Origin of the sequence: Sphingobium xenophagum NBRC 107872 (genome assembly GCF_000367345.1) — a bacterium.
In the GTDB taxonomy this organism is placed as follows: Bacteria; Pseudomonadota; Alphaproteobacteria; order Sphingomonadales; family Sphingomonadaceae; genus Sphingobium; species Sphingobium xenophagum.
On record NZ_BARE01000013.1, the window covers coordinates 26942 to 39783 of the forward strand.

9 protein-coding genes are annotated in these 12842 nt (G+C 64.3%); 6 read left to right on the forward strand and 3 right to left on the reverse strand.

Annotation, left to right across the window (positions count from 1 at the left end):
* The first annotated feature begins 233 nt into the window (after nucleotides 1–233).
* The 4 genes from SX1_RS07870 (at nucleotide 234) to SX1_RS07885 (ending at nucleotide 7441) form a co-directional block, all read left to right on the forward strand.
* On the forward strand, nucleotides 234–746 hold the full coding sequence (locus SX1_RS07870) for an RNA polymerase sigma factor (protein WP_019052541.1): 513 nt from the start codon (nucleotides 234–236) through the stop codon (nucleotides 744–746).
* Between the two features lie 55 nt (nucleotides 747–801).
* Nucleotides 802–1743 (forward strand): FecR family protein, encoded by a 942-nt coding sequence (locus SX1_RS07875; protein WP_019052542.1) that lies wholly within the window; start codon nucleotides 802–804, stop codon nucleotides 1741–1743.
* Nucleotides 1727–4150 carry a TonB-dependent receptor gene (locus SX1_RS07880; RefSeq protein WP_019052543.1) on the forward strand — a complete coding sequence of 808 codons (2424 nt, stop codon included), beginning with the start codon at nucleotides 1727–1729 and terminating at the stop codon, nucleotides 4148–4150. The genes SX1_RS07875 and SX1_RS07880 overlap by 17 nt, the downstream gene beginning before the upstream one ends.
* Before the next feature lie 87 nt (nucleotides 4151–4237).
* Nucleotides 4238–7441, forward strand: a complete 3204-nt coding sequence (locus SX1_RS07885) for an autotransporter outer membrane beta-barrel domain-containing protein (RefSeq protein WP_019052544.1) — start codon at nucleotides 4238–4240, stop codon at nucleotides 7439–7441.
* 174 nt (nucleotides 7442–7615) lie between these two features.
* Here the strand turns inward: SX1_RS07885 and gatB are convergent, their stop codons facing one another.
* The 3 genes from gatB to gatC all read right to left on the reverse strand — a co-directional run bounded on the left by gatB (nucleotide 7616) and on the right by gatC (nucleotide 10981).
* Nucleotides 7616–9115, reverse strand: coding sequence for an Asp-tRNA(Asn)/Glu-tRNA(Gln) amidotransferase subunit GatB (gene gatB, locus SX1_RS07890; RefSeq protein ID WP_019052545.1), 1500 nt, complete (start codon nucleotides 9113–9115; stop codon nucleotides 7616–7618).
* Nucleotides 9116–9212: 97 nt separating this feature from the next.
* On the reverse strand, nucleotides 9213–10697 hold the full coding sequence (gene gatA / locus SX1_RS07895) for an Asp-tRNA(Asn)/Glu-tRNA(Gln) amidotransferase subunit GatA (RefSeq protein ID WP_019052546.1): 1485 nt from the start codon (nucleotides 10695–10697) through the stop codon (nucleotides 9213–9215).
* The gene (gene gatC / locus SX1_RS07900; RefSeq protein ID WP_017184650.1) at nucleotides 10694–10981 is read right to left on the reverse strand and encodes an Asp-tRNA(Asn)/Glu-tRNA(Gln) amidotransferase subunit GatC; all 288 of its coding nucleotides are present in this window, start codon (nucleotides 10979–10981) and stop codon (nucleotides 10694–10696) included. Before gatC ends, gatA begins: the two co-directional genes overlap by 4 nt.
* 140 nt (nucleotides 10982–11121) lie before the next feature.
* Here gatC and SX1_RS07905 point away from each other — a divergent pair, with 140 nt between their 5' ends.
* Together SX1_RS07905 and ruvX are read left to right on the forward strand one after the other, a co-directional pair.
* Complete coding sequence (locus SX1_RS07905) at nucleotides 11122–12240, forward strand: DUF3089 domain-containing protein (protein ID WP_019052547.1); 1119 nt, start codon at nucleotides 11122–11124, stop codon at nucleotides 12238–12240.
* On the forward strand, nucleotides 12237–12707 hold the full coding sequence (ruvX, locus tag SX1_RS07910) for a Holliday junction resolvase RuvX (protein ID WP_017184652.1): 471 nt from the start codon (nucleotides 12237–12239) through the stop codon (nucleotides 12705–12707). The genes SX1_RS07905 and ruvX overlap by 4 nt, the downstream gene beginning before the upstream one ends.
* The last annotated feature ends 135 nt before the right edge of the window (nucleotides 12708–12842 follow it).

Consider the following 12842-nt stretch of genomic DNA (forward strand, 5'->3'; position numbering starts at 1 on the left):
AAGGTGGATGGCCGCAGGCCGGATGGAGGGGAGCAAGCTATCGATGGCTTGACACCCCTCCATCATTGCTCCGCGCTGACACATCCCCTTCCAGGGGAGGATGTTAAAGTCTGGATCAGGTCCGACCCTAAAACAGCAATGCACGCCCGTAAACAGCTTGCCGATTGCCAAGACCCCGCTCGGCCATCTATGGCAACCTGCCAAGACTTGCCTCGCATTGGACATAGACAGGCATGGCCACCGGCCTCTCCGCACTATTCATGGCAAACCGCGCCGCCTTGCTGCGCTTCCTGCGGGCGCGCGGCGCCGGGGAGAATGCGGAGGACTTGATTCAGGACATGTGGATGAAGCTGGAGTCGAAGGATATCGGCCCGGTCGCCGATCCGCTCCCCTATCTTTATCGCATGGCCAATAATCTGATGCTGGACAGATACCGATCCGCCACGCGGCGCGAACGGCGCGAACAGGATTGGGCGGAAGGGGCAGGCGGCGTGATGGCCGATCCGGTCGACGACATGCCGGTCGACGAACGACTGATCCTCAACCAGACGCTGGATGAAGCGCGCGAGGCGCTGCGCGCGCTCGGTCCGCGGGTCGAGTTGGTGTTCCGTCGCTTCCGTATCGAGGGGGTGGGGCAACGCGCCATCGCAGAGGAACTGGGGGTCAGCCTGACCACGGTGGAGAAGGATCTGCAAAAGGCCTATCGTGCCATGATCGCGCTCAAGCAGAAAATGGATACGGCATGAGCGGGTCGGCGGCGTCAGTCTCTGCAAGGGGCAAGAAATGAACAGGGCTGGAGCCATGATGCAAGAGGAAGCGCTGGGATGGGTCATCCGCACGCGCGATCCCGACTTTGTCGATTGGGAGGCGTTCACGCTGTGGCTGGAGGGCGACCCGGCGCGCGCCGCCGCCTATGACGCATTGATGGCGGCCGACGCCGACCTGGACGCAATCATCCCGTCCAGTCCCGCACCCCTGCCCGCTGCCTTGCCCATTGCCGCCAATGATCCGGGCGAACCCCGGCACCGGACATGGCGCTGGGTTGGCGGTGGCGCGATTGCAGCAGCGCTGGTCGCGACCATTTCGCTGAGCATGATGAACCGTGCCGATATCTACACCATCACCACCCGGCCCGGCGAAACGCAGACCATCGCGCTGGACGATGGCACGCGGATCGACGTCAATGGCGGCACGACGCTGCGGCTCGACCATAACAATACCCGCTTTGCCGCGCTCGACAGCGGCGAAGCGGCCTTCACCGTACGCCATGATGCAACCGATCCCTTCCGCGTGACCGTGGGCGATGCCGTGTTCGAGGATGCGGGCACCGTGTTCAACATCGTCCACACCGGCGGCGCGACCCGGATCGGCGTTTCCGAAGGCAAGGTGATCTACAATCCGCAGGCCGAAGCGATCAGCCTGCCCGCCGGACGCGCGCTGGCCGATGATGGCGATGGATTGCGGGTGATGGACGTTGCGCCTGCCGCCGTCGCCAGCTGGCGGCAGGGACGCCTGGTCTACGCCAATGCCGCCGTGGCCGAGATCAGCCAGGACATCGCCCGCTCGCTCGGCATCGCGCTGACCACCACGCCCGGCGCGCGGGCGATGCGCTTCACTGGCACGATCCGGCTGGACAAGGACCCTGCGCGCTTCTTCGCCGGGGCCGCGCCGCTCATGGGGCTGAGCGCGATACGCACGGGCGACGGCTGGATGCTGAAGGAAGGGAATGGGCCGCAAAGCTGAGCTCCTGATCGTCACCGCCCTAGCGATCGCAACGCCCGCGCACGCGGCGGACAGACAGACTATCAGCATCGCCCCCTCACGGCTGGGCGAGGCCGTGGTGGCGCTTGGCCGCCAAACCGGCGTCAGCGTCGGCATGTCGGACCAGTCGCTCGCCGGCATAGCCACCCCCGCCGTCAAGGGCCGCCTGTCGGTCGACGCGGCGCTCAAACGCCTGCTGCGGGGCAGCGGCGCCAGGGCCATGATGATCGACGCCTCGACCTGGCGCATCGTACGCGCGCGCCCTGTGGCAACCGCCCACGCCCCCGCCCGCGCACCGGCAGCCCCCCTGCCCGATCAACCCGTTGCGGAAATCATCGTCACCGCGTCCAAGCGCTACACGCCCCTGCCCCGCTATGCCGGCATGGTCGAAGCGATCGACGCCAATCTCTTTTCCAGCGGCGAAGCGTCGGGCGGCACGGCCACGCTGCTGGCGCGGGTCGCCAGCCTCAGCTCCACCCATGCGGGCAATGGCCGCAACAAGTTGTTCATCCGCGCCATCGCCGATTCCGGCGTCGCGGGACCAACCCAGGCGACCACTGGCCAATATCTGGGCGACATGCGCCTCAATTATGCCGCGCCTGACCCGGACCTCAAACTCTATGATGTCGGCCGGGTCGAGATATTGGAAGGACCGCAGGGGACGTTGTACGGCGCGGGATCGCTTGGCGGCATCATCCGCATCATGCCCAACGCCCCCAATCTGGGGGAATTTGGCGGGCAGGTATCGGCGGGCCTTTCCACCACACAGCATGGCGCGCCGGGCGGCGATCTGTCGGCGACGATCAACCTGCCGATCATGCCGGAAAAAATTGCGCTGCGCTTCGTTGGCTATGGCGTGCAGGAGGGCGGCTATATTGACGATGTCAGCCGTGACCTGAACGATGTCAATCGCACCCGCACCTATGGTGGCCGGGCGGCTTTGCGCTTTGCCCCGGACGAAAACTGGACCGTCGACCTGAACGGCGTGTATCAGCATATTCATGGTCGCGACGCGCAATATGCGACCCAGTCGCTCGACCGGCTCCAGCGCGCCTCCAGCGTCGCACAGCCTTATTCTTCCGACTATCTGCTTGGCAATATCAGGGTCGAGCGCCAGTGGGACAGCCTGCGCTTCGTCTCCTCCACCGGCTTCGTCCATCATGAACTCGCCGAAAGCTACGACGCCACGCAACAGGATGGACCCAGCGCGCTGTTCCGCCAGCGCAATGACATCGACATCTTCTCGACCGAAAATCGGCTGGTGCGCGATCTCGACAACGGCCTGGGCTGGATATTGGGCGCGTCCTATCTGCAAAGCCAGTCGAAGCTCCGGCGCTCGCTGACCTCCTATGGCACCGCCATGTTCCAGCCGCAGGTGATCCCCGGCGTGCCCATGATCGGCCGCGGCTTGCCCGCCACCGCCACCGGGGTCCGCAACAAGGTCAAGGAAGCGACCCTGTTCGGCGAAGCCTCTTTCGAGCCGGTCAGGGGCCTGATCGCGACCGTTGGCGGACGGCTGACCAACAGCCGCTTGTCGGGCGAGGCGCTCGATCCCATTGCCGCCCTGTCCTTTGCCGATATCGCCCGCGCCGAAGCGCAGGCGGACCGCAGCGAAACCATCTTCCTGCCCTCCTTCGCGCTGCTGACGGACGCGATCCCCGACGTCACCCTCTACGCCCGCTATCAGCAAGGCTTCCGGCCCGGCGGTCTGGCGGTGGATGACCAGCGCGTCCGCCGGTTCCAGAATGACCGCATATCGACGGCCGAGATCGGTTTTCGCAAAGGCGTGGCGGGGCGCGACGCCATCGCGATCAGCGCCAACCTCGCCTATACCGACTGGCGCAACATCCAGGCCGACGTGACCGACCGGATCGGCCTGCCGACCACCGCGAATATCGGCGATGGGCGTATATATACCGCCGAAGGACGCATCGTCGTGCGCGCGATGCAGCGCCTGACGCTGGACGCCAGCATCATCTATAATGACAGCCGCCTGACCCAGCCGGCGCAATTCCTGCGGGCGCTGTCCTTCGAAGGGCGCTCGCTGGACTTGCCCAACGTCGCCAATCTGGGCGGACGGCTGGCGTTCGACTATCGCACCGTGATGGGCAATGGGATGCGTCTGCATCTGTCAGGATCGGCCCGTTATGTCGGCAAGTCGCAACTCGGCGTCGGCCCGATATTGGGGCGGACGCAGGGCAATTATGTCGACACCAGCCTGTCGGCCAGCGTGACGCGCGGCCCGGTGCAAATATCCCTTTCGCTGGCCAACCTGCTGGACAGCGACGGCAACCGTTTCTCGCTCGGCACGCCGTTCGACCTCCATACCGACTATTACACCCCGCTACGCCCCCGCACCCTGCGGATCGGCATGGATTTCGCTTTCTGAACATCGGTTCAGACGGAAATGCCGATCCGGCACCGTCCTTCCTGCACGCGCGCATAAAAATCAGGCGCGGGACGCAGAGGAGACATCATGCGACATCTACTGGCCTGCACGGCCATCGCCCCGGCGCTGGTCGCGCTGACGCTGGCCAATGCAACGGCCGCCGCCACGATCGGCACGTCGACCACCACCCCAGTTAAGACATCGACCGTCGCGAATGGATCGGCGGACGACATCGTCATCAGTTCCGCAGGATCGGTCACCCTGACCAGCGGCACCGGGGTCACGCTCGACAGCAACCATGACGTCAGCAATGCCGGCACGATCACGATCAATGACGCGAACGATGTTACCGCCATCCTCGCCGCACCCGGCACAACGGGGGACATCACCAACAGCGGCACGATCACCCTGACCGAAAACTATACCGCGACCGACACCGACAGTGATGGCGACATAGACGGCCCCTTTGCCAAAGGATCGGGCAAGATCGGCATCCGGGTCCAGTCCGGTGCGCCGCATGTCGGCACTATCGGCCATAGTGGTACAATCACGATCGAGGGTAACCAGTCGGCGGCCCTTCGATTGGACGGTGCGCTGACCGGCAATCTGTCGACCAGCGGCATCACCAACGTCACCGGCGACAATAGCTACGGACTGGTCGCCAATGCCGTCACCGGCAACGTCACGCTGCGCGGTTCGACGTCGGTGCAGGGCGCCAACAGCATCGGCGCGGCTCTGCTGGGCGACATCAATGGCGCGCTCAAAATCCAGGGCAACATCGCCAGCACTGGCTATCGCTCCACCACCCGTCCGACCGACGTGACCAAGCTGGATGCTGACGATCTGTTGCAGGGCGGCTCCGCCGTCGTCATCGCGGGTAATGTGAGCGGCGGCGTGATCTTTGACGTACCGCCGACGCCCAGCAGCACGGATACCGACGTTGACGATGACGGCCTGCCCGACGCCAGCGAAGGCAGCGCCTCGATCGTCACCTATGGCTCCGCCGCTGCGGTGCAGGTCGGCGCTTCCAATGCCGACACCGTCATCGGCGCGGTCGCGGCCGACAGTTCGGGCTACGGCCTGATCGTCAAGGGCCAGATCGGCGGCTTTGGCGTGTATGACGGGGTTGCCGCCAATGGTTTGAGCATCGGCGGACTGGGCGGCAATGTCACCATCGCCAACGGCATCGGGATCGACGGGACGGTGTCCGCCGTCTCCTACGACAGCAACGCCACTGCATTGCGGCTTGGATCGGGCACGAGTACCGGCACGATCAAGATCGGCGGCACGGTCGGCGCGGCAGGATCGGCGCTGGCTGGCACATCGGCTCGCGCCATCGTCATCGACGCTGGCGCGTCGGCCAACGCCCTTACCATCGGCGGCACCGTCAGCGCGTCGGCGGCCAATAAGGAAAAAGGTACGGCGATCGCCATACTCGATTCCTCCGGCACGCTCGCCAGCCTGTCCAACACTGGCCGGATCAGCGCATCGGGCGGCCTGACCAACACCGCCATAGACCTGACCGCCAACAGCAGCGGCGTCACCCTGACGCAGGCGCTCGCGTCCTCGACAGCCGCTGCGCCGACCATTATCGGCGATATTCGACTGGGATCTGGCAATGACGCGCTCACCGTGTCGGCAGGCAGCATCACCGGCAATCTGACGCTGGGCGCAGGCAATGACAGCATCGCCCTGTCCGGCGCATCCAGCCTGACCGGCAATGTCGAGTTCGGTGTCGGCAATGCGAACCTCTCCCTGGCCGACAGCGCCAGATTGGACGGCGCGGTCGATTTCGGCAGCGGCAGCGGCACGCTGACCCTGGGCGGCACGTCGGCGCTGACCGGCGCGATCAGCAACAGCGGTAACATGGCGGTCGTACTGAACGGCGGCACGCTCAATGCCACCAACAGCGGCCCGGTGTCTCTTGCGTCGCTGTCCGCCAGCGGCACATCGACACTGGGCGTCACCATCAACGCGGCGACCAATGCCGCCACCGTCTATAATGTAGCGGGCGCGGCCAGCTTCGCCAGCGGATCGCAGGTGAAGGTCAACCTGACCCAGGTTGGCGGATCGGCGGGCGACTATGTCATCGTCCGTGCCGGATCGCTCAGCGGAGCCCCGGCGTTGGCGACCAGCACCCTGCTCCCCTATCTGTTCAAGGGCAATATCAGCGGCGACAGCAATGCCGGGACCGTCACCCTCTCGATTGCCGCCAAAAGCGTGACCGAACTGGGGCTGACCGGATCGCTCGCCCGTGCCTATCCGGCGATCTTCAATGCGCTCGATAATGATGCCGCCGTAGCCACCGCCTATCTCGGCATCAGCGATGGCACGACTCTGGCCACCAATCTGCGCCAGATGCTGCCCGATCATGCGGGCGGCACGTTCGAAGCAGTGACGTCGGGATCGCGCGCGACCGCGCGCATCCTGTCGGACCCCAATGGCGTCTATCGGACCAAGGACGGGCGGCTGGGCTTCTGGCTGCAACAGGTGGGATTTGGCGGCGCCAAAAGCGTGGGCGACACGGCCTCCTACGACATCAACGGCTGGGGCGCAGGCGGCGGGGTTGAATATCTGACCGATCTGGGCGCGTTCGGCGGCTCCTTCGCCTATATCCACGCCAGCGACAGCGGCGGCAGTTCCAACAATGCGGTCGATTCCGATCAATATGAACTGGCGGCGCACTGGCGCGGCCAATGGGGTCCGCTGCTGGCCTTTGCCCGTCTGTCCGCCGCCCATATCGGCTTTGACGGCACCCGCCGTTTCGACAATGGCGATGTCACCCGCACCGCGAACGGCAACTGGAACGGCAAACTCTATTCCGCTACGGCCGGTGCCTCCTACCAATGGCAGATGGGCCGCATCAGCCTGCGCCCGGCGATCGGCATCGACTATTATCGCCTGAAGGAGGATGGCTATAGCGAGAGCGGCGGCGGCGACGCCTTCAACCTCACCGTGCTGGGCCGGACCAGCAATGAAACCACGGCAAGCGGCACAGTGACGGCGGGCTATGACTTTGGCAGCCTGAAGCGTGAAGATGGCTGGGTCCGACTGGAACTGGAGGGCGGTCGTCGCCAGATCATTGGCGGATCGCTGGGCGACACGGTGGCCAATTTCAAGGATGGCGATCGTTTCACCCTAGTCGCCGACGATCGCACCAATGGCTGGACAGGCCGCGCGCGCCTCTATGGCGGCACCGACACATTCCGGGTCGGCGGCGAATTCGGCGCGGAAGAACAGCAAAATCACGTCGCCATCTCATTTCGGGCGACGGTTAACTTCGTGCTGTGACGTCTTGCCTATGAATGGACGGGCCACACCCCACAGACTTCCCGGCCCGTCCATTTCCGCCCCGGCATGATCCCTCCCCCAGGGGCCGGGCACAAAAGAGGGGCGTCGCCATCCCCCCCGGCGACGCCCCTTAAATTTGCCCCATCCTCGCCAGCCGGAGGATGAATTTTCCGCTTACCCGGCCAATGCCTTCTTCACCAGTTCGTTCACGACCTGTGGGTTGGCCTTGCCCTGCATGGCTTTCATGGTCTGCCCCACGAAGAAGCCGAACAGCGCTTCCTTGCCGCCGCGATATTGTTCGACCTTGTCGGCGTTGTTCGCCAGCACAGTGGCCACCGCCGCCTCGATCGCGCCAGTGTCGGACGTCTGCTTCAGCCCCTTTTCCTCGACGATCTTGCCAGGCTTGTCGCCGGTTTCCAGCATGATCTCGAACACCTGCTTGGCGATCGTGCCGCTGATCGTGCCGTCGGCGACCAGTGCCAGCAGTTCCGCGCCATCGGTCGGGCCGACCGGGCTGGTCTCCAGCGTCTTGCCCAGCCGATTGAGTGCGCCATAAAGTTCCGACAATAGCCAGTTGGCCGATGCTTTCGCGACATCGCTCTCGCTCTTGCCCTGGATGCGCGCGGCTTCGGCCACCAGCGTCTCGAACCAGCGCGCCGTGTCGGCGTCGGCGGTCAGGGTCGCGGCATTATAGGCGGACAGGCCCAGCGCCTGCTCATAGCGCTTGCGCTTGACGTCGGGCAGTTCGGGCAGCGAGGCGCGGCATTCGTCCAGAAACACATCGTCCAGCACCAGCGGCAACAGGTCGGGATCGGGGAAATAGCGATAGTCGTGCGCATCTTCCTTCGAGCGCATCGACCGCGTTTCGTTGCGATCGGGATCGTAGAGCCGCGTTTCCTGCACGATCTTGCCGCCGGCCTCCAGCACATCGACCTGCCGGTTGGCTTCATGTTCGACCACGGCCATGACGAAGCGGACCGAATTGACATTCTTCGTTTCGGTACGGGTGCCGAATTCTTCGCCGGGCTTGCGAACCGACACGTTCACGTCGGCACGCATCGACCCCTGGTCCATATTGCCGTCGCACGACCCGACATAGCGCAGGATCGTCCGCAGCTTGGACAGATAAGCCCCGGCTTCGGCGGGCGAGCGCATGTCGGGCTTCGACACGATCTCCATCAGCGCCACGCCCGACCGGTTGAGGTCGACATAGGAACTGGTGGGATGCTGGTCATGCATCAGCTTGCCCGCATCCTGCTCGACATGGATACGCTCGACGCCGATCACCTTGGTGCTGCTGTCCGGGTTCTTCTCGTCCAGCACGATCTCGATCTGCCCCTCCCCCACGATCGGGTGATAGAGCTGGCTGATCTGATAGCCCTGCGGCAGATCGGCGTAGAAATAATTTTTCCGGTCAAAGCGCGACCATTTGTTGATCTGCGCGTCAATCGCCATGCCGGTGCGCACCGCCTGACGGATGCATTGACGATTGGGCACGGGCAACATGCCGGGCATCGCCGCGTCGACCAGGCTGACCTGCGTGTTCGGCTCTGCCCCGAACGCGGTTGCCGCGCCGGAAAACAGCTTCGCGTTCGACGTCACCTGCGCATGGACTTCCAGGCCGATCACGACCTCCCACTCGCCGGTTGCGCCCTGGATGCGATAGTCACTCATAGTCTTGGTTCCGTTCGGGCTGAGCCTGTCGAAGCCCAGTCCTTTCTTGAAGAAAATAGCAGCCCTTCGACAAGCTCAGGGCGAACGGGAATATAGGTTACCACCACTTGTCCGGCCGCGCCGTGAAGCCCGAACGCTCCTCGATCGCCAGCGAAGCGTTCAGCACAGTCTGCTCGTCCAGCGCCTTGCCGATCACCTGCAATCCGATCGGCAGCCCTGCCGCGTCCAGCCCGCCCGGCACCGCCATCGCCGGCAGGCCTGCCAGCGAGGCCGGCACGGTGAAGACGTCATTCAGATACATGGCCAGTGGATCGGCCTGCTTCTCGCCCAGCGCGAAGGAGGAACTGGGCGCGGTCGGCGTCAGCAGCAGGTCGCATTTTTCAAACGCCAGTTCGAAGTCGCGTGCGATCAGTGCCCGGACCTTCTGCGCCTGGGTGTAATAGGCGTCGTAGAAGCCGGCAGACAGCACATAGGTGCCGATCATGATGCGGCGCTTGACCTCCGGCCCGAAGCCGGCGGCGCGGGTCGCGGCATACATGTCCTGCAAGCCTGCGCCATCGGGCAAGTCGCGCTGGCCATAGCGCACGCCGTCATATCGGGCGAGGTTGGACGACGCTTCGGCAGGTGCGATGATATAATAGGTCGGCAGCGCATATTGGGTATGCGGCAGCGACACCTCCACCACATTCGCGCCTGCGTCCTTCAGCCATTCGATGCCGCGATCCCACATGGCGGAGATTTCGGCGTTCAGGCCATCGGGACGATACTCCTTCGGGATGCCGACCGTCTTGCCCTTGAGGTCGCTCGACAGATTGGCTTCCCACTGCGGCACCGGCAGGTCGAGGCTGGTCGAATCCTTGGGGTCGAAGCCCGACATGACTTCCAGCAGGATCGCATTGTCACGAACCGTCCGCGCCATCGGGCCCGCCTGATCGAGCGAGGACGCAAAGGCCACGATGCCCCAGCGCGAGCAGCGGCCATAGGTCGGCTTGATCCCCGAAATGCCAGTGAAGGCGGCAGGCTGGCGGATCGAGCCGCCAGTATCCGTGCCGGTCGCCGCCGGGCACAGCCGCGCGGAAATGGCCGAGGAAGAACCGCCCGAAGAGCCGCCGGGCGCGAGTGCGGCATTGTCGCCACCGCCACGCTTCCATGGGGAGATGACATTGCCGAAATAGCTGGTCTCGTTGGACGATCCCATGGCGAACTGATCCAGGTTCAGCTTGCCCAGCATCCCCGCGCCCGCCGCCCACAGCTTGCCCGACACGGTGGATTCATAGGTCGGCACGAACCCTTCCAGCATGTGCGACGCCGCGGTGGTCTGCACGCCTTTGGTGCAGAACAAATCCTTCATGCCGATCGGCACACCGGCCAGCGCGCCCGGCGTTTCGCCAGCAGCCTTCGCCCTGTCGGCCGCGTCGGCGGCTTCCAGCGCCTTGTCCGGCGTCTCGACGATGAAGGCGTTGAGCGCCTTGGCCGCCGCGACATTGGCGTTGAACCCTTCGGCCACTTCGCGCGCGGAAAAATCGCCAGCGCGAAACCCGTCGCGGATTTCGGCTACGGTCAGGTCAGTCAGATTGGTCACTCGATCACCTTGGGAACGGCAAAAAAGCCATGTTCGGCCTGGGGGGCATTGGCCAGCACAAGTTCGCGGACATTGCCGTCGGTCACGACATCCTCACGCAGGCGCTGAACATTGGGAATGACGGCGGTCATCGGCTCTATGCCGGTGACGTCCACCTCGCCCAATTGCTCCACCCAGCCAAGGATGTTGTTGAGTTCGGGCACCATCGCTTGCGCTTCGGCGTCAGTCACCGAAATGCGCGAAAGGCTGGCGATCTTTTTTACGGTTTGAAGGTCTATCGACATGGCTTCGCCGCTAGCACTCGGTTCAACCTGCTTCAAGGGGCGACCTGTCGACCATGGTTCATCTTGCGCAGGCGCAGCGCTTGCGCCAGACAGGCGGGGAGAAGGGCGGGCCAGGGTCCGCCCGACATCGGAGAGCAGTCGTGGCGCGCAAATTCCTCTATGTCTTCGCTGGCCTGATTGTGTTGGTGATCGTGGGTAAGCTGGCTTATGGAATCTTGCAGCCCCAATTGATGCGTATTGCAATGGTCCCGCACGAAGCGTTTAGCGACCTTCAACCCCTGCCTGCCGACGCTTATGACAAGCAGGCGATGTGGATCGCCAGGCCCGACATCTTAAAGGATAATCCCGCGCTCTGGACGCCACAGGGGGTCAAGGATGCGCCTGTTCCGGAAAAGGCTGCGGTATTCTTCATCCACCCTACCAGCTACATCACCACCTTTAGCAACGCTCATTGGAACGCGCCGATTGGCGAGAAGGAAGCTGACGCAACCGCGCGCCGCTTCGTGACCGGCCAGGCCAGTGCGTTCAATGCGGCTGGCAATATCTGGGCGCCGCGCTATCGCCAGGCCAACTTTGGCGCCTTTCTGACCGACGGGCCGGAGGGGGACAAGGCGCTCGCTGTCGCCTATCGCGACGTGGCCCAGGCGTTCGCCGCTTTCCTGAAAGCCAATCCTACCGGGCCGCTGATACTGGCCGGGCATAGCCAGGGGTCGCGCCACCTGCTGCAATTGCTGCGCGAACAAGTCGCGGGCAAGCCGGTCGAAAAGCGGATCGCCGCGGTCTATGCCGTGGGCTGGCCGATTTCGGTCGAGGCAGACCTGCCCGCACTCGGCCTGCCTGCCTGCGCGCGCGCAGCGCAGGCACATTGCATCGTCAGTTGGCAAAGCTATGCCGAACCGGCCGATCCGTCAGCAGTGATCGAAACATTCGGCAAGAAAACCGGCTATACCGGCAAGCCGCGCAAGGGCACCCACATGCTCTGCACCAACCCCATCACCGGCGCGTTCAACGGCGCAGCGCCCGCCAGCGCCAATCGCGGCACGCTCGATAGCCGCGACGCAGGCAAGCCGCCGCGTCTCCTGTCAGGCATCGTGCCCGCCCGCTGCGACACCAGCGGCGTGCTGATGATCGGCGAACCGGTGGACATGGGCCCCTTCACCCTGCCCGGCAACAACTACCATGTGTATGATTACAGCCTGTTCTGGGCCAATGTCCGCAACGACGCCCGGCAACGGCTGGCCGCATTCCTGAAGTCATGAGCCTGCTGACCACGGATCGCGTCGCCTTTCGCGAATGCCTGCCCGAAGGCGGGCGACTGATCGGCATGGATGTCGGCACCAAGACGATCGGACTGGCGCTGTGCGACGATCGCTGGTCGATCGCCAGCCCGGCCCACACGATCAATCGCGGCAAGTTCACCAAGGACAAGATCGCGATCGCCGCCTTCATCGCGCAGCAGCAGGTCAAGGGCATCGTCATCGGCCTGCCGCTAAACCTGGACGGCACCGGCAGCCCGCGTAGCCAGTCCAGCCGGGCCTTTGCGCAAAATCTGACCGATCTGGGCCTGCCCATCCTGTTGTGGGACGAACGCTGGTCGACCCAGGCCGTCACCCGCACCCTGCTCGAAGCCGACGCCAGCCGTGCCCGGCGCGAGGTGCTGGTCGACAAGCTGGCGGCGAGTTACATCTTGCAGGGCGCGATTGATGGGCTGGTCGCGGGTCTTTAGGCCAGCGAATGCTCCATCCTCAACGTCATCCTGAATTTATTTCAGGATCCATCGTGCCCCAAAAGCCGCCGCTGGAGACGAGAAATGGATGCTGAAACAAGTTCAGCATGACGATGATGGCGGGGGCGGAGTCAT